The following is a 17,494-nucleotide window of genomic DNA, read 5'->3' as shown; positions in this document are numbered from 1 at the left end:
AGTGTCCGGGGTGGTGTGCAGAGAATCAACCATCGAACGCATTCTGCAACCAGTTCAACTGATCCGGGTGCCTGTCGATGGCCACCACGTCGAAGCGGCAAGGGGAATCGGCCCAGCGTGACTCGCGCTGAAGAAAATACTGCGCGGCAAAAATCAGTTTCTGCCGTTTGCGCTCATCGATACTAGCGAGCGCGCCACCCCATTGAGTATTTTTTCTGTAGCGGACTTCAACGAATACTACTGTATCGCCATCAAGCATGACCAGATCAAGCTCGCCGCGTTTGCATGACCAATTCTGCGCCAGCAGGCGCAGACCCTGGTGTTGCAGATGCTCGAGCGCTTGGCGCTCGGCATCTTTACCGCTTTGCAGGTGCGAGCTGTCGGGCATCAGCGCGGGGTGTCCGGCAGGCGCTGAACCTGACCGCTGACGAACTGCGCCCAAGGCAGCTGGCGCACAACGCGCTGAGTCTGGGTCATGCCGAGGCTGCCCGATTCGCCTTCGATACGGCTGTCCGGCAGGGCTTTGAGTTGACCCAGGCGCGGTGCCAGGCGATAGGCATCCACACCCATCGCGTACAGGCGGCCGAGGCTGCCGGCAGCTTGCGGCCACTGTGCGACCACTTGCTGACGCAGCGGATCGCTGGTCTCCAGCAGCCACGGAGTTTCGCAGAAGCGAATGCCGTTCATGTCGTTGTACTGATTCACGTCGCCGCTGGCGCTGTAGACGTGGGAGGTGGCGTAGACCGGAACGTCACCGGCGTACTGGAAGTTCAGGGTCGGCTTGATCTGCTGCGCCTGTTGCGGGGTGGCGGCGAGGAAGATGAATTCGATGTCCTGACGACGCGAAGGCTGTGCAGCGACGTTGGTGCCGGCAGCGTTCTGCAGGCTCTTGGCGCGGGCTTCGCTTTGACGCAGCTGGAACATGTCGGCGATCTGCTGAGCCAGTTGCACTGGCTGATCAACGCGTTCGGTGGCGACGATGCTGCCGCCGTTGGCCTGCCAGTCCTGGCTGAACGCTCGCAGTACGCGCTCGCCCCATTCGCCTTTCGGCACCATGATTGCGGCGCGGTGCAGGCCGTCGGCACGGGCACGGCGCGAGACTTCGCGGGCTTCGTCTTCAGCGGCCAGACCGAACTGGAACAGTTGCGCCGGGCCTTGATCGCCTTCGCTGTAGTTTAGCGCGAGGGTGGTGATCGGCAGTTGCGGGCGAGTGCTCAGTTGTTTGACCAGTGGCTTCTCCAGCGGACCGACCACCAGTTGCACGCCGTCGGCCTGGGCCTTGCGGTAGAACTCGTCCATCGAAGTCAGTTTCGAGCTGTCATAGAACTCGATGGCTGGTGGCTTCTGTCCGGCTTGTTGGGCCTGGTAGTGCGCCGCCATGAAACCTTCACGCAGTGCCTTGCCGACGGCAGCCAGAGGGCCGTCCTGCGGCAGCAGCAGCGCGATCTTGCTCAGGGGCTGGCTGGCCAGTTCCTTGAGTTTGGTCAGCGGCAACGGCAGGTTGATCGCGGCCGGGTGCTTTGGATTCTGCGCGCGCCAGGCATCGATCGCGGCTTGCTGCTGCTCCAGGGTGCCGGCGGTTTTGACTGCCAGAGCCAGGCCCATCCAGCCCCCGAGATCGTCGGAGGTGTTGGGTTGCAGTTGATCAGTCGGCAACGAGGCGATCAGGGTCCAGATCGCTTCGTGGTTCTTGCTGGCAGCTTCACCTTTGAGCATCGGTGCAATGAAGATGCGTTCGCGAGCGGCAGCCAGGGTCTGACCGTCGGCTTCCAGGGCGCGGGCGTGCACGGTGCCGGTACGCACCTGCTGGTCTTCTGGCATCTCGCTCAGATGTTGCAGGCTAGGATGGCTCAGAGCGGTCAGCGCAGCTTTCGGCTGGTTGCGGGTCATGGCCAGTTCGGCGGACAGGGTGCTGGCAAAGATCTGCTGGCCCGGCTTCAGGTGCTCCATTGGCACTTGTTGCAGGATCTGCGCGGACTGGCCGGCGTTGCCCTGGCGATAAGCCAGGTCTGCCGCGCTCAGGCGCAGCAGGGCCGCTTTTTCCGGGGTCTTGGCCTGGGTAGCCTGTTCGAGCAGTTGCTCGATGCTGGCATCCGGGGTCCGTGGAAGTTCGCCAAGGCTGGAAGAGGGAGAGCTGGCGCAGGCCGCCAGCAAGGCAGCGAGGCAGAGGGCAGTGAACAGCCGCAGGCAAGCGATCATGTAAGTGTTCCTGATACTCGATCAAATTAGCGTGGAATTGTACCCAAGCGCTGGCCGGGGCGCGATGTTACTGGCGTGAAACCGTCAATTTAGCTGAAGCAAATGTTGCGGCGTTGCACAAAGACGCGCAAAACCGGCGTTGTCCGGAAAGCATCGCAAGCCTCGTGACGCGTTACAATGCCGACTTTTACCGATCATGAGGTGTGCGCTTTGACTGCTCCAGGTCCTTTGAATTCCGCTGCTGGCTCGCTTTATGTGGTGGCGACGCCCATCGGCAACCTGGACGACATCAGCGCCCGGGCCCTGAAAATCCTGCGTGAAGTGGCACTGATCGCCGCTGAGGACACGCGCCACTCGGCGCGGTTGATGCAGCACTTCGGCATTGCCACGCCATTGGCAGCGTGCCATGAACACAACGAACGAGATGAAGGTAGCCGCTTTATTACCCGTTTGCTGGCGGGTGATAACGTCGCGCTGATTTCCGATGCCGGTACGCCGCTGATTTCCGATCCGGGGTATCACCTGGTGCGTCAGGCGCGGGCGGCGGGGATCAATGTGGTGCCGGTGCCAGGTGCCTGCGCGTTGATCGCGGCGCTGTCGGCGGCGGGGCTGCCATCGGATCGCTTCATTTTTGAAGGGTTTCTGCCGGCCAAGTCGGTGGGGCGCAAGGCGCGCCTGGAAGCGGTTAAAGAAGAGCCGCGCACGTTGATTTTCTACGAGGCTCCGCATCGCATTCTCGAATGCCTGCAGGATATGGAAGCGGTGTTCGGTGGCGAGCGTCAGGCCTTGCTGGCCCGGGAAATCACCAAGACCTTCGAAACGCTTAAGGGGTTGCCGTTGGCCGAGCTGCGGGCATTTGTGGAGTCCGACAGTAATCAGCAGCGTGGCGAGTGTGTGGTGCTGGTGGCGGGATGGTCGGCGCCGGAGTCCGAAGACGCCGTCAGCAGCGAGGCGATGCGCATCCTCAATCTGTTGCTGGAAGAGATGCCGCTCAAGCGTGCAGCGGCGCTCGCCGCGCAAATCACCGGTGAGCGCAAAAACGTGCTGTATCAGGTTGCGCTGGACCAGCAGAAGGGCGAGTAACCCGTCGCGCAGACAGGTTTCGCGGCTATTAGCGCTTGTTCTTCGGGCGCTCTGCCGTTAACCTGCGCGGCGGAGAGTCGATCGGACAGTCGCTGCCCTCTATGAAAATTAGGGGGGGGAGGAAAGTCCGGGCTCCATAGGGCGAAGTGCCAGGTAATGCCTGGGAGGCGTGAGCCTACGGAAAGTGCCACAGAAAATAACCGCCTAAGCGCTTCGGCGCCGGTAAGGGTGAAAAGGTGCGGTAAGAGCGCACCGCACGTCTGGCAACAGTTCGTGGCTAGGTAAACCCCACTTGGAGCAAGACCAAATAGGGTCCCAAGGCGTGGCCCGCGCTGGGACCGGGTAGGTTGCTAAAGATGTCCAGTGATGGCCATCGTAGACGAATGACTGTTCAAGACAGAACCCGGCTTACAGATCGACTCTCCACCTTTTTCTTTCCCTGCTTGAATCAAAGGCATCAGGGCTGTGTATTATCGGCAGGCCTGCGCTAAAGTTCGGCAGCGGCAAATGCAGTAATAGCCATTTCCCACCTTGCTTCAATCAACAGCAGAAGCGCTTTTGTAATACCGAAAAAATCTTACTCTTAACAAATTACTTTAACTTCCGAGCGCAGCTATCCGTGCTGCATCAGGTTATTGGTCGAAAGTATCCGTCAGATTCTCGTTACCCCTCCTTTTAAGCTCCTAAATCTCCGTTCTGTAAGGGTTTTCCTTTAATCCGCGCCTTGACGGTGTGGTGGGCGCATTCCTATAGTGTGCGCAAGTGGCGGAAAGTGGCATGAAGTGGGTTTTTTGAGCTCAAAACGATAAAAATTGGAGAAACGCTGACGTGTTTCGCGGAGCTAACGCTATCAGTCTCGATGCAAAGGGCCGTCTCGCCATGCCGAGCCGGTACCGTGACGAGCTCGTTTCGCGTAGTTCCGGCCAGTTGATCGTGACCATCGATGCCGTTGATCCGTGCCTGTGTGTCTACCCGCTCGACGAGTGGGAAATTATTGAAACCAAGTTGCGCGCACTCCCTTCGCTTCGCGAAGAGAACCGTCGCCTGCAACGTTTATTGATTGGTAATGCCGTCGACCTCGAACTCGATGGCAGTGGTCGTTTTCTGGTTCCACCGCGTCTGCGCGAATACGCCAAGCTTGATAAACGCGCGATGCTGGTAGGCCAACTGAACAAGTTCCAACTGTGGGACGAGGATGCATGGAACGCGGTATCTGCCGCTGACCTTGCTGCTATTCAACAACCGGGCGCCATGCCTGACGAACTGCGTGATTTGATCCTGTGACTATTGATAGCGGCTTTAACCACATCACCGTACTGCTTGACGAAGCCGTCGAGGCTCTCGCCGTACGTCCTGATGGCTGCTATCTGGACGGTACGTTCGGTCGCGGCGGACACAGCCGCTTGATCCTCAGTCGACTGGGGACGGACGGTCGACTCATCGGGTTCGACAAAGATCCACAAGCGATTGCCACCGGGCAAACGCTAGCGGCCGAAGACGGCCGCTTTGTCGTTGTGCAGCGCAGCTTTGCCGAGCTGGGGTCGGAAGTCGCCGAGCGCGGTCTGGCTGGCAAGGTCAGCGGTATCCTGCTCGACCTCGGCGTGTCTTCGCCGCAGCTTGACGACGCCGAACGTGGCTTCAGCTTCCTCAACGATGGCCCGCTGGACATGCGCATGGACCCGTCCCGTGGCATCAGCGCCGCCGAATTCGTCAACACTGCGCCGGTGGAAGAAATCGCCCGGGTGTTCAAGGAATACGGCGAAGAACGTTTCTCCGGTCGCATGGCCCGTGCCGTGGCCGAGCGCCGCGATATCAAGCCGTTCGAACGCACCGCCGATCTGGCCGAAGTGTTGAAAGTCGCCAACCCGGCGTGGGAGAAGGGCAAGAACCCGGCTACCCGTGCGTTCCAGGGGTTGCGCATTCACGTCAACAACGAACTGGGCGATCTGGAAACCGGCCTCGAAGCCGCGCTGGATGCGCTGGAAGTGGGCGGCCGCCTGGTCGTCATCAGCTTCCACTCGCTGGAAGACCGCATCGTCAAACTGTTCATGCGCAAGCTGGTAAAAGGCGAAGCCGACAACCTGCCGCGCAACCTGCCGGTTCGCCATGTCGCGTTCGAACCGAAAATCAAAATCCATGGCAAAGCGCAGACGGCCTCCGACGCCGAACTCAAAGCCAACCCACGTTCCCGTAGCGCTGTCATGCGTGTCGCGGAGAAGTTGCGGTGAGCAAGCTTTTCGCCAAGCCCCTGCCGGGCGGCAGCTTTTTCATGCTGCTGCTGTTTATCGGCGTGCTCGTGTCGGCCATCGGCGTGTCTTACAGCGCGCACTGGAACCGGCAGCTGCTCAACACCCTTTACAACGAACTCAGCGTGCGCGACAAGGCGCAGGCCGAGTGGGGGCGCCTGATTCTCGAACAAAGTACCTGGACCGCGCACAGCCGTATCGAAGTGCTGGCCACCGAACAACTGAAAATGCACATCCCCGGCGCGGCTGACGTGAAGATGGTGGCGCCATGATGAAACTCGAAGGGGCACTCTTCCCGTGGCGCTTCCGTCTGGTCGTCGGTTTGCTCGGCGTCATGGTGGCCGCGATCTGCTGGCGCATCATCGACCTGCAAGTGATCGATCGTGACTTCCTCAAGGGGCAGGGTGACGCGCGCAGTGTTCGTCATATTCCGATTCCGGCACACCGTGGCCTGATCACCGACCGTAACGGCGAACCCTTGGCCGTGAGTACGCCGGTGACCACGCTGTGGGCCAACGCCAAGGAAATGCAACTGGCCAAGGAAAAGTGGCCGGCGCTTGCCGCTGCCTTGGGGCAGGACCCGAAAGCCCTGGCCGAACGCCTCGAAGCCCAGGCCAACAAAGAATTCATTTATCTGGTGCGCGGGCTGACTCCCGAGCAGGGTCAGGCCGTGCTCGACCTGAAAGTGCCGGGTGTCTACGGCATCGAAGAATTCCGCCGTTTCTATCCGGCCGGTGAAGTCACCGCGCACATGGTTGGCTTTACCGACATCGACGATCACGGGCGCGAAGGCGTTGAACTGGCCTACGACGAGTGGCTGGCCGGGGTGCCGGGCAAACGGCAGGTCATCAAGGATCGGCGCGGTCGGCTGATCAAGGATGTCCAGGTCACCAAGAACGCCAAGGCCGGCAAGCCCTTGGCGTTGTCGATTGACTTGCGCCTGCAATACCTGGCCAACCGCGAACTGCGCAACGCGATCATCGAGAACGGCGCCAAGGCCGGCAGCCTGGTGATCATGGACGTGAAGACCGGCGAAATTCTCGCCATGGTCAACCAGCCGACTTACAACCCGAACAACCGTCGCAACCTGCAACCGGCGATGATGCGTAACCGCGCGATGATCGACGTGTTCGAACCGGGTTCGACCATGAAAGCGATCTCGATGAGCGCGGCCATCGAGTCCGGCCGCTGGAAACCGACCGACACCGTCGAGGTGTACCCGGGCTCCCTGCAGATCGGTAAATACACGATCAAGGACGTTTCGAAGACCGAAGGTCCGGTGCTGGACATGACCGGCATTCTGATCAATTCCAGTAACGTCGGCATGAGTAAGGTCGCGTTCGATATCGGCGGTGAAACCATTTACCGTCTCGCGCAGAAAGTCGGCCTTGGTCAGGATACCGGCCTCGGCTTCCCGGGCGAGCGCGTCGGCAACCTGCCGAACTATCGCGACTGGCGCAAGGCTGAAACCGCGACGCTGTCGTACGGCTACGGTATTTCCGTGACCGCGATTCAACTGGTGCACGCGTTCTCGGCGCTGGCCAACAACGGTCGTCTCGCGCCGCTGACCCTGATCAAAACCGACAAGCCGCCGCAGACCACTCAGGTGTTGCCTGAAGCCGTCGCAAAAACCATGCAGGGCATGCTCACCCAAGTGATCGAAGCGCCGCGCGGTGTGTTCCGTGCGCAGGTGCCGGCGTATCACGTGGCCGGCAAGTCCGGTACTGCACGCAAGACCTCGGTGGGTACCAAGGGCTACGCCGAAAACTCCTACCGCTCGCTGTTCGCCGGTTTCGGCCCGATGAGCGATCCGCGTTACGCCATCGTTGTGGTGATCGATGAACCGTCCAAGGCCGGTTACTTCGGTGGTCTGGTATCGGCGCCGGTATTCAGCCGTGTGATGTCCGGCACCCTGCGTCTGATGAACGTGACGCCGGACAACCTGCCGACCACCCAACAGGCCAACGCTACCCCGGCCGTTCCGCTGAAAGCCAATGGAGGGCGCGGCTGATGTCTCTGAGTCTGAACAAGATATTTCCTCATGCCGGCCACGATCTGTTGATCCGCGAGTTGGCGCTGGACAGTCGCAACGTACGTGCGGGTGATTTGTTCCTCGCCGTGCCGGGCGGCAAGTTCGATGGCCGTGCGCACATCGCCGATGCCTTGCAGCGCGGCGCGGCGGCGGTTGCTTATGAAGTGGAAGGCGCCACCGTGCTGCCAATCACCGAAGTGCCGTTGATTCCGGTCAAAGGCCTGGCTGCACAGCTGTCCGATATCGCCGGGCGTTTTTATGGCGAGCCGAGTCGTCACGTGAATCTGGTTGGCGTCACGGGCACCAACGGCAAAACCAGCGTGACCCAACTGGTCGCGCAGGCACTTGATCTGCTTGGGCAACATTGCGGCATCGTCGGTACTCTGGGCTCCGGCTTCTATGGCGCGCTGGAAAGCGGCCTGCACACCACGCCGAACCCGATTGCCATGCAAGCGACACTGGCCGACCTGAAAAAGGCCGGGGCCAAAGCCGTGGCCATGGAAGTCTCGTCCCACGGCCTGGATCAAGGCCGGGTCACCGCGTTGGCGTTCGACGTGGCGGTGATGACCAACCTGTCCCGCGATCACCTGGATTATCACGGCACCATGGAGGCGTACGCCGAGGCCAAGGCCAAGCTGTTCGCCTGGAATGATTTGAAGTGCCGTGTGGTCAACCTCGACGACGATTTCGGCCGGCAACTGGCCGCTGAAAAACGTGAGTCGCGTTTGATCAGCTATAGCCTGCTCGACAGCAGCGCCTATCTGTATTGCCGTGAAGCGCAGTTCGATGACCACGGCGTGCGCGCCACGCTGGTGACGCCGCAGGGCGAGCACCATCTGCGCAGCACGCTGCTGGGGCGTTTCAATTTGAGCAACGTGCTGGCAGCCGTTGGCGCCTTGCTCGGCTTGGACTACGCCCTCGATGAAATTCTCAAGGTGCTGCCGAAACTCGAAGGCCCGGCCGGACGCATGCAGCGTCTGGGTGGCGGTACTCAGCCGCTGGTGGTGGTCGATTACGCTCACACTCCGGATGCCTTGGAAAAGGTTTTGACCGCGCTGCGCCCACACGTCAAAGGCCAGTTGCTGTGCCTGTTCGGTTGCGGCGGTGATCGCGATCGTGGCAAGCGTCCGCTGATGGCCGAAGTGGTCGAGCGTCTGGCTGACCGCGTGCTGGTCACCGACGACAATCCGCGCACCGAAGACCCTGCGGTGATTTTTGATGACATCCGCGCAGGCTTCACCGCAGTGGATAAAGTCACTTTTGTTGCCGGCCGTGGTCAGGCGATTGCCCAACTGATCGCCGCTGCTTCGGCGGATGACGTGATTGTCCTGGCCGGCAAAGGTCACGAGGACTATCAGGAAATCAACGGCGAGCGCCACGCTTTCTCCGATCTGGTCGAAGCCGATCATGCCCTTACTGCATGGGAGGTGGCCCATGCTTAAGGCCCTGAAGTTGAGCGAGCTGACCAACGTGCTCGACGCACGCCTGATCAGCAGCGATGCCAGTTTCGACGGTGTCAGTATCGACAGCCGTGCGATCAAGCCCGGCCAACTGTTTATTGCTCTGACCGGTCCGCGTTTCGACGGTCATGACTACCTCAACGACGTTGCCGCCAAAGGCGCCGTTGCTGCACTGGTCGAGCGCGAAGTGCCCGACAGCACCTTGCCGCAACTGCTGGTCAAGGACACCCGTCAGGCCCTCGGCCAGTTGGGTGCGCTGAACCGTGCTGCGTTCACTCAGCCGGTCGCTGCCATCACCGGCTCCAGCGGCAAGACCACGGTCAAGGAGATGCTCGCCAGCATCCTGCGCACTCGCGGTGCCGTGCTCGCCACTCGCGGCAACCTGAACAACGATCTGGGCGCGCCGCTGACCCTGCTCGAACTGGCCCCGGAGCATACGGCGGCCGTGATCGAACTGGGCGCCTCGCGCCTGGGTGAAATCGCCTACACCGTCGGGCTGACCAAGCCGCATGTGGCGATTCTGAACAATGCCGGCACCGCACACGTCGGTGAGTTCGGCGGCCCGGAGAAAATCGTCGAAGCCAAAGGCGAGATCATCGACGGTCTGGCGGCGGATGGCGTTGCCGTGCTCAACCTCGACGACAAGGCCTTCGGTATCTGGAAGACCCGCGCCGGCGCTCGCAAGGTACTGACCTTCTCTCTGAGCAACCCTCAGGCAGACTTCCACGCCAGCGAGCTGAGCACCGATGCCCGTGGTTGCCCGGGCTTCAACCTGCATTCACCTGAGGGTATCGAGCATGTTCAATTGAACCTGCTTGGCACTCACAACGTCGCCAACGCCATGGCTGCCGCCGCTGCCGCTCACGCCTTGGGCGTGTCGCTGTTCGGCATTGCCACCGGGCTGGGCGCCGTGCAACCGGTCAAGGGGCGCACTGTCGCGCAACTGGCGAAGAACGGCATGCGCGTGATCGATGACACTTACAACGCAAACCCCACCTCCATGTGCGCGGCCGTTGATATACTCGCCGGCTTTTCCGGCCGCACCGTCCTGGTGCTCGGAGATATCGGCGAGTTGGGCGACTGGGCGGAGCAGGGGCACCGCGACGTGGGCGAGTATGCCCGGGGCAAGGTTTCCGCGCTTTACGCGGTTGGGCCAAACATGGTTCACGCCGTAAACGCATTCGGTAAAGAGGCGCATCACTTCGGCACGCAAGCCGAGCTGATCCAGGCCCTCGACGCCGAGCAGGACACAAACACCACCATTTTGATCAAGGGTTCGCGCAGTGCAGCGATGGAAAACATCGTTGCGGCTCTGTGCGGGTCCAGTCTGGAGAAACATTAATGCTGCTGCTGCTAGCGGAGTATCTGCAACAGTTCTACAAAGGCTTCGCGGTCTTCCAGTACCTGACCCTGCGCGGGATCCTCGGTGTGCTGACCGCGCTGGTTTTGTCGCTGTGCTATGGCCCGTGGATGATCCGCACTCTGCAGAACCGTCAGATCGGCCAGTCCGTTCGTAATGACGGCCCGCAATCGCACCTGTCCAAGTCGGGTACACCGACCATGGGCGGCGCACTGATTCTGTCCTCCATCGGTGTCAGCACCCTGCTGTGGGCTGACCTGAGCAACCGCTACGTGTGGGTCGTGCTGCTGGTGACCCTGCTGTTCGGTGCCATCGGCTGGGTCGACGATTACCGCAAGGTCATCGAGAAGAACTCCCGTGGCTTGCCAAGCCGCTGGAAGTATTTCTGGCAGTCGGTGTTCGGCCTGGGCGCAGCGATCTTCCTTTATATGACCGCGACCACGCCGGTCGAAACCACGCTGATCCTGCCAATGCTCAAGGACTACAGCATTCCGCTGGGCGCCGGCTTCATCGTGCTGACCTACTTTGTCATCGTCGGTTCGAGCAACGCGGTCAACCTGACCGACGGCCTCGACGGTCTGGCGATCATGCCGACGGTCATGGTCGGCGGCGGTCTGGGCATCTTCTGCTACCTGTCGGGTAACGTGAAATTCGCTGAATACCTGCTGATCCCTTACGTGCCGGGCGCAGGCGAACTGATCGTGTTCTGCGGCGCGCTGATCGGCGCCGGCCTGGGCTTCCTGTGGTTCAACACTTACCCGGCGCAAGTGTTCATGGGCGACGTCGGCGCACTGGCGCTGGGCGCGGCACTGGGTACCATCGCGGTGATCGTCCGTCAGGAAATCGTCCTGTTCATCATGGGCGGCGTGTTTGTGATGGAAACCCTGTCCGTGGTTATCCAGGTTGCTTCCTTCAAGTTGACCGGGCGCCGTGTGTTCCGCATGGCACCGATTCACCACCACTTTGAACTCAAGGGCTGGCCCGAGCCACGTGTGATCGTCCGTTTCTGGATCATCACCGTGATTCTCGTGCTGATCGGCCTTGCCACCCTGAAGCTGAGGTAGAACGAGTGTCTCTGATCGCTTCTGACCACTTCCGCATCGTTGTCGGCCTCGGCAAGAGCGGCATGTCCCTGGTTCGCTTCCTGGCGAACCGGGGTGTGTCGTTTGCCGTCGCCGATACGCGGGACAATCCACCGGAACTGGGCACGCTCACGCGTGACTATCCGCACGTGGAAGTGCGTTGTGGCGAGCTGGACGTCGAATTCCTGTGCCGTGCCGACGAGCTCTACGTGAGCCCCGGCCTGGCGCTGGCGACCCCGGCCCTGCAAGCCGCTGCCGCCCGTGGCGTGAAAATGTCCGGTGACATCGAGCTGTTCGCGCGTAACGCGCAGGCGCCGATCGTGGCCATCACCGGCTCCAACGCGAAAAGCACCGTCACCACCCTGGTCGGCGAGATGGCGGCCGCGGCCGGCAAACGCGTTGCGGTGGGCGGTAACCTCGGCACACCGGCGCTGGACTTGCTGAGCGACGATATCGAGCTGTACGTGATGGAGCTGTCGAGCTTCCAGCTGGAAACCACCGACCAGCTCAACGCCGAAGTGGCCACCGTGCTGAACATCAGCGAAGACCACATGGACCGCTACAGCGGCCTGCCGGCCTACCACTTGGCCAAGCACCGGATCTTCCGTGGAGCGAAGCAGTTCGTGGTCAATCGTCAGGACGCGCTCAGCCGTCCGTTGATCGGCGAAGGTCAGCCATGCTGGACCTTCGGCCTGAACAAACCCGATTTCAAGGCGTTCGGTCTGCGTGAAGAGAATGGCGAGAAATACCTGGCCTTCGAATTCCAGAACCTGATGCCGGTGCGCGAACTGAAAGTTCGCGGCGCGCATAACCAGTCCAATGCCCTGGCGGCACTGGCGCTCGGTCATGCGGTCGGCCTGCCGTTCGACGCCATGCTTGAGGCACTGCGCAACTTCACCGGTCTCGAACATCGTTGCCAGTGGCTGCGTGATCTGGACGGCGTCGGCTACTACAACGATTCCAAGGCCACCAACGTCGGTGCAGCGCTTGCGGCTATCGAAGGCCTGGGGGCGGACATCGACGGCAAGGTCGTGCTGATCGCCGGTGGCGACGGCAAGGGCGCCGAGTTCAACGATTTGCGTGCTCCGGTGGCGGCCAACTGCCGCGCCGTGGTCCTGATGGGCCGCGACTCCGACAAGATCGGCGAAGCCATCGGCGACGCCGTGCCGCTGATTCGCGCCACATCGCTGGTCGACGCCGTCGAGCAATGCCGCGCGATCGCTCAACCGGGTGACGTGGTACTGCTGTCGCCGGCCTGCGCCAGTTTCGACATGTTCAAGAATTACGAAGACCGTGGTCACCAGTTCGTCCGCGCCGTGGAGGATCTGGCATGAGCCTGCGCAATATCATCAAGCCGTACCCGTCGCCGATCATCACTGGCCGTGGCATCGATCTCGACTTCCCGATGCTCGCCGGCTGCCTGGCACTGCTGGGCCTGGGTCTGATCATGATTGCCTCGGCGTCCACCGAAGTGGCGGCGGCGCAATCGGGCAGCGCGCTGTACTACATGATTCGCCACCTGATCTACGTGGGGCTGGGCCTGGGTGCCTGCATCATCACCATGATGATTCCGATCGCCACCTGGCAGCGTCTGGGCTGGATGATGCTGATCGGCGCATTCGGTCTGCTGGTCATGGTGATCGTCCCCGGGATCGGCCGTGAAGTGAACGGTTCGATGCGCTGGATCGGTTTCAGCTTCTTCAACGTGCAGCCGTCGGAGATCGCCAAGGTGTTCGTGGTGATCTACCTCGCCGGTTACCTGGTGCGTCGCCAGAAGGAAGTGCGCGAGAGCTGGATGGGCTTCTTCAAGCCGTTCATCGTGCTGCTGCCGATGGCGGGCCTGTTGCTGATGGAACCGGACTTCGGTGCCACCGTCGTGATGATGGGGGCCGCAGCGGCGATGCTGTTCCTTGGCGGGGTCGGGTTGTTCCGCTTCTCGCTGATGGTGGTGTTGGCGGTCGGGGCCGTGGTCTTGCTGATTCAAATGCAGCCATACCGGATGGCGCGTCTGACCAACTTCGCCGACCCGTGGGCCGACCAGTTCGGCGCCGGCTATCAGTTGTCGCAGGCGTTGATCGCCTTCGGTCGCGGTGAGTGGCTGGGCGTTGGCCTGGGCAACAGCGTGCAGAAACAGTTCTACCTGCCTGAAGCGCACACGGACTTCGTGTTCTCGGTGCTGGCCGAAGAGCTGGGCGCTGTCGGTTCGCTGTGCACCGTCGCGCTGTTCGTCTTCGTGTGTATCCGTGGCATGTACATCGGGCTGTGGGCCGAGAAGGCCAAGCAGTTCTTCGCCGCTTATGTAGCGTACGGTCTGTCGTTCCTGTGGATCGGTCAGTTCCTGATCAACATCGGGGTGAACGTCGGCCTGCTGCCGACCAAGGGCCTGACCCTGCCGTTCCTCAGTTATGGCGGCAGTTCCCTGGTGATCTGCTGCGCCTGCCTCGGCTTGTTGCTGAGGATCGAGTGGGAGAGTCGAACCCACCTGGGCAGTGAAGAGATGGAGTTCCATGAGAGCGACTTCGCCGAGGAGCCGAACCATGGGCGCTAACGTATTGATCATGGCCGGCGGCACCGGCGGCCACGTGTTCCCGGCGCTGTCCTGTGCCCGCGAATTTCAGGCGCGCGGCTACACCGTGCACTGGCTCGGCACGCCACGCGGGATTGAAAACGATCTGGTACCGGCCGCAGGCCTTGAACTGCACCGCATCAATGCCACGGGGTTACGTGGCAAGGGCAAGCTGTCGCTGCTCAAGGCACCGTTCATGTTGCTCAAGTCGGTGTGGCAGGCGCGGGCGGTGATTCGCAAGCTGCGTCCAGTCTGCGTGGTCGGCTTCGGTGGTTATGTGACCGGCCCTGGCGGGATCGCCGCCAAACTGGCCGGTGTGCCGGTGATCGTTCACGAGCAGAACGCTGTGGCCGGCACCGCCAATCGGTTGCTGGTGCCGTTCGCCGCCCGGGTGTGTGAAGCGTTCCCCGACACCTTTACTCTGTCGGACACCCGCCGTACCACCGGAAACCCGGTGCGCAGCGAGCTGTTCCTCGAAACATCGCGACCAGCCCTGGCCGGTCGCAAAGCGCGTTTGCTGATCCTTGGCGGAAGCCTGGGCGCAGAACCGTTGAACAAGTTGCTGCCTGAGGCCCTGGCGCAAGTCGCTGCCGATTTGCGCCCGGAAGTGTTTCATCAGGCCGGCAAAAACCACGATGAAGTGACTGCAGAGCGCTATCGCGCCGCCGGCGTGGATGCGCAGGTGCAGCCGTTCATCAAAGACATGGCCCATGCCTATGGCTGGGCTGACCTGGTGGTGTGCCGCGCTGGCGCGCTGACCATCAGTGAGCTGGCTGCCGTCGGTCTGCCCTCGATGCTGGTGCCTTTGCCCCACGCGATCGACGATCACCAGACCCGCAACGCCGATTATTTGGCCCGTGAAGGCGCTGCCTTCGTGATGCCGCAAAGAACGACTGGTGCCGCGGACCTTGCCGCGCGCCTGACAGAGGTCTTGATGCAACCGCAACGACTCGAAGAAATGGCCCAAGCGGCCCGCCGTCTGGCCAAACCCGATGCCACCCGTAGCGTGGTCGATACCTGCCTGGAGGTGGCCCATGGTTGAGAATCAGAAAGCCATGCCACAGCCGGAAATGCGCCGCATCCGTCGCATCCACTTCGTCGGCATCGGCGGCGTGGGCATGTGCGGCATCGCTGAAGTGTTGTTGAACCTGGGCTATGAAGTGTCCGGTTCCGACCTGAAAGCGTCGCCGGTGACCGAGCGTCTGGAGTCGTTCGGTGCGCACATCTATATCGGCCACCGTGCCGAGAACGCCGCGACCGCCGATGTGCTGGTGGTTTCGAGCGCCGTCAACACCTCCAACCCGGAAGTGGCGACCGCACTGGAGCGCCGCATTCCGGTGGTGCCGCGTGCCGAAATGCTCGCTGAGCTGATGCGCTATCGCCACGGCATCGCCGTTGCCGGTACCCACGGCAAAACCACCACCACCAGCCTGATCGCTTCGGTGTTCGCTGCCGGTGGCCTGGATCCGACCTTCGTCATCGGTGGCCGTCTGAACGCTGCGGGCACCAATGCCCAGCTCGGCACCAGCCGCTACCTGATTGCCGAAGCCGACGAAAGCGATGCCAGTTTCCTGCACCTGCAACCGCTGGTGGCGGTGGTGACCAACATCGACGCCGACCACATGGCGACCTACGACGGTGACTTCAACAAACTGAAGAAAACCTTCGTCGAGTTCCTGCATAACCTGCCGTTCTACGGTTTGGCGGTGATGTGCCTGGACGACCCGGTGGTGCGTGAAATCCTGCCGCTGGTCAAGCGTCCGACCGTGACCTACGGCTTCAGCGAAGACGCTGACGTGCGTGCAATCAATGTACGCCAGCAAGGCATGCAGACCTTCTTCACCGTGCTGCGCCCGGATCGCGAGCCGCTGGATGTTTCGGTAAACATGCCAGGCAATCACAACGTGCTCAACTCGCTGGCGACCATCTGCATCGCCAGCGATGAAGGCGTCAGCGATGAAGCCATTGTCCAGGGCCTGTCCGGGTTCCAGGGTGTTGGCCGACGCTTCCAGGTCTACGGCGAACTGCCGGTGGACGGCGGCAACGTGATGCTGGTCGATGACTACGGTCACCACCCGACCGAAGTCGCCGCGGTGATCAAAGCCGTACGCGGTGGCTGGCCGGAGCGCCGTCTGGTGATGGTCTACCAGCCGCACCGTTACAGCCGCACCCGTGACCTGTACGACGATTTCGTCAATGTACTGGCCGACGCCAACGTGCTGCTGCTGATGGAAGTCTATCCGGCCGGCGAAGAGCCGATCCCGGGCGCGGACAGCCGCAAGCTGTGCAACAGCATCCGTCAGCGCGGTCAGCTCGACCCGATCTACATCGAGCGTGGTGTCGACCTCGCGCCGCTGGTCAAGCCACTGCTGCGTGCGGGCGACATCCTGCTGTGCCAGGGCGCCGGTGATATCGGCGGTCTCGCGCCGAAGCTGTTGAAAAGTGAATTGTTCGCTGGCGCCGTTGCGGCGTCGGTCGAGGGGAAGTTGAAATGACTGCTGCCTACGCCAACCTGTTCTCCACCATCGCGCCGAAAGACTTCGGCCGTGTCGCCGTGCTGTTCGGTGGCATGAGTGCCGAACGTGAGGTTTCGCTGAAATCCGGTAACGCGGTGCTCGACGCGCTGCAAAGCGCCGGCGTGGACGCGTTCGGGATCGACGTCGGCGAGGATTTTCTGCAGCGTCTGCTGAACGAAAAGATCGACCGCGCGTTCATCATTCTCCACGGTCGTGGCGGTGAAGACGGCTCCATGCAGGGCCTGCTCGAATGTGCCGGTATTCCGTACACCGGCAGCGGCATTCTCGCCTCGGCACTGGCGATGGACAAACTGCGCACCAAGCAGGTCTGGCACAGCCTCGGGATTCCGACGCCGCGTCACGCCGTACTGTGCAGCGAGGCCGATTGTATTTCGGCAGCGACGGAACTGGGCTTCCCTTTGATCGTCAAACCGGCGCATGAAGGTTCAAGTATCGGGATGGCCAAAGTGAGTTCTGCGTCCGAGTTGATCGACGCATGGAAAGCGGCCAGTACCTACGATTCGCAAGTCTTGGTCGAGCAATGGATCCACGGTCCGGAGTTCACCATCGCCACCCTGCGTGACCAGGTGTTGCCTCCTATCGCCCTGGGCACGCCGCACACGTTCTACGACTACGACGCCAAGTACATCGCCAACGATACCCAGTATCGGATTCCGTGCGGGCTGGATGCCGCCAAGGAAAAAGAACTCATGGACCTCACGGCGCAAGCCTGCGAGGCACTGGGTATTGGTGGGTGGGGCCGGGCGGACGTGATGCAGGACGCCGATGGCAAATTCTGGTTCCTGGAAGTCAACACAGCTCCCGGCATGACCGATCACAGCCTGGTACCGATGGCGGCGAAAGCGGCCGGTCTGGATTTCCAGCAACTGGTCCTGGCCATTCTGGCCGCCAGTGTCGATGCCGACGGCAAAAAAGAGGCGCGAGGTTAA

The 17,494-nt window shown here is 61.7% G+C and carries 15 protein-coding genes and 1 other RNA gene; 14 read left to right on the top strand and 2 right to left on the bottom strand.

Features of this window, described 5'->3' with window-relative positions:
• Positions 1-25: 25 nt before the first annotated feature.
• Complete coding sequence (locus AC0J41_RS21365) at positions 26-388, bottom strand: YraN family protein (RefSeq protein WP_025109296.1); 363 nt, start codon at positions 386-388, stop codon at positions 26-28.
• Positions 388-2,199 carry a penicillin-binding protein activator gene (locus tag AC0J41_RS21360; protein WP_473013548.1) on the bottom strand — a complete coding sequence of 604 codons (1,812 nt, stop codon included), beginning with the start codon at positions 2,197-2,199 and terminating at the stop codon, positions 388-390. The genes AC0J41_RS21365 and AC0J41_RS21360 overlap by 1 nt, the downstream gene beginning before the upstream one ends.
• A 177-nt stretch (positions 2,200-2,376) precedes the next feature.
• Here AC0J41_RS21360 and rsmI point away from each other — a divergent pair, with 177 nt between their 5' ends.
• The 14 genes from rsmI to AC0J41_RS21290 all read left to right on the top strand — a co-directional run bounded on the left by rsmI (position 2,377) and on the right by AC0J41_RS21290 (position 17,494).
• Complete coding sequence (rsmI, locus tag AC0J41_RS21355) at positions 2,377-3,282, top strand: 16S rRNA (cytidine(1402)-2'-O)-methyltransferase (protein ID WP_473013547.1); 906 nt, start codon at positions 2,377-2,379, stop codon at positions 3,280-3,282.
• Between the two features lie 73 nt (positions 3,283-3,355).
• An RNA gene (gene rnpB, locus AC0J41_RS21350) (RNase P RNA component class A) lies at positions 3,356-3,709 on the top strand.
• A 401-nt stretch (positions 3,710-4,110) separates the two neighbouring features.
• Positions 4,111-4,566 carry a division/cell wall cluster transcriptional repressor MraZ gene (gene mraZ, locus AC0J41_RS21345; protein ID WP_003205355.1) on the top strand — a complete coding sequence of 152 codons (456 nt, stop codon included), beginning with the start codon at positions 4,111-4,113 and terminating at the stop codon, positions 4,564-4,566.
• Positions 4,563-5,510 carry a 16S rRNA (cytosine(1402)-N(4))-methyltransferase RsmH gene (rsmH, locus tag AC0J41_RS21340; protein WP_473013546.1) on the top strand — a complete coding sequence of 316 codons (948 nt, stop codon included), beginning with the start codon at positions 4,563-4,565 and terminating at the stop codon, positions 5,508-5,510. The genes mraZ and rsmH overlap by 4 nt, the downstream gene beginning before the upstream one ends.
• A complete protein-coding gene (gene ftsL, locus AC0J41_RS21335; protein ID WP_007956777.1) occupies positions 5,507-5,800 on the top strand; it encodes a cell division protein FtsL in 294 nt (97 codons plus the stop codon). The genes rsmH and ftsL overlap by 4 nt, the downstream gene beginning before the upstream one ends.
• On the top strand, positions 5,800-7,539 hold the full coding sequence (locus AC0J41_RS21330) for a peptidoglycan D,D-transpeptidase FtsI family protein (RefSeq protein WP_177327312.1): 1,740 nt from the start codon (positions 5,800-5,802) through the stop codon (positions 7,537-7,539). The genes ftsL and AC0J41_RS21330 overlap by 1 nt, the downstream gene beginning before the upstream one ends.
• Entirely contained in the window at positions 7,539-9,002 is a 1,464-nt protein-coding gene (locus tag AC0J41_RS21325; protein ID WP_025109291.1) for a UDP-N-acetylmuramoyl-L-alanyl-D-glutamate--2,6-diaminopimelate ligase, read from the top strand. Before AC0J41_RS21330 ends, AC0J41_RS21325 begins: the two co-directional genes overlap by 1 nt.
• Positions 8,995-10,362: a UDP-N-acetylmuramoyl-tripeptide--D-alanyl-D-alanine ligase gene (locus tag AC0J41_RS21320; protein WP_473013545.1), complete on the top strand. Its 1,368-nt coding sequence runs from the start codon at positions 8,995-8,997 to the stop codon at positions 10,360-10,362. Before AC0J41_RS21325 ends, AC0J41_RS21320 begins: the two co-directional genes overlap by 8 nt.
• Positions 10,362-11,444: a phospho-N-acetylmuramoyl-pentapeptide-transferase gene (mraY, locus tag AC0J41_RS21315; protein ID WP_025109289.1), complete on the top strand. Its 1,083-nt coding sequence runs from the start codon at positions 10,362-10,364 to the stop codon at positions 11,442-11,444. The genes AC0J41_RS21320 and mraY overlap by 1 nt, the downstream gene beginning before the upstream one ends.
• 5 nt (positions 11,445-11,449) lie before the next feature.
• Positions 11,450-12,796, top strand: coding sequence for a UDP-N-acetylmuramoyl-L-alanine--D-glutamate ligase (gene murD / locus AC0J41_RS21310; protein ID WP_473013544.1), 1,347 nt, complete (start codon positions 11,450-11,452; stop codon positions 12,794-12,796).
• A complete protein-coding gene (gene ftsW / locus AC0J41_RS21305) occupies positions 12,793-14,010 on the top strand; it encodes a putative lipid II flippase FtsW (protein WP_025109287.1) in 1,218 nt (405 codons plus the stop codon). Before murD ends, ftsW begins: the two co-directional genes overlap by 4 nt.
• A complete protein-coding gene (gene murG, locus AC0J41_RS21300) occupies positions 14,000-15,070 on the top strand; it encodes an undecaprenyldiphospho-muramoylpentapeptide beta-N-acetylglucosaminyltransferase (RefSeq protein WP_025109286.1) in 1,071 nt (356 codons plus the stop codon). Before ftsW ends, murG begins: the two co-directional genes overlap by 11 nt.
• Complete coding sequence (gene murC, locus AC0J41_RS21295; protein WP_025109285.1) at positions 15,063-16,523, top strand: UDP-N-acetylmuramate--L-alanine ligase; 1,461 nt, start codon at positions 15,063-15,065, stop codon at positions 16,521-16,523. Before murG ends, murC begins: the two co-directional genes overlap by 8 nt.
• A complete protein-coding gene (locus AC0J41_RS21290; protein ID WP_025109284.1) occupies positions 16,520-17,494 on the top strand; it encodes a D-alanine--D-alanine ligase in 975 nt (324 codons plus the stop codon). The genes murC and AC0J41_RS21290 overlap by 4 nt, the downstream gene beginning before the upstream one ends.

The sequence above is a fragment of the Pseudomonas sp. Arb-4-2C genome (assembly GCF_055755015.1).
Note: the sequence above shows the minus strand (reverse complement) of the source record. Positions and strands in the feature narration are given on the sequence as shown.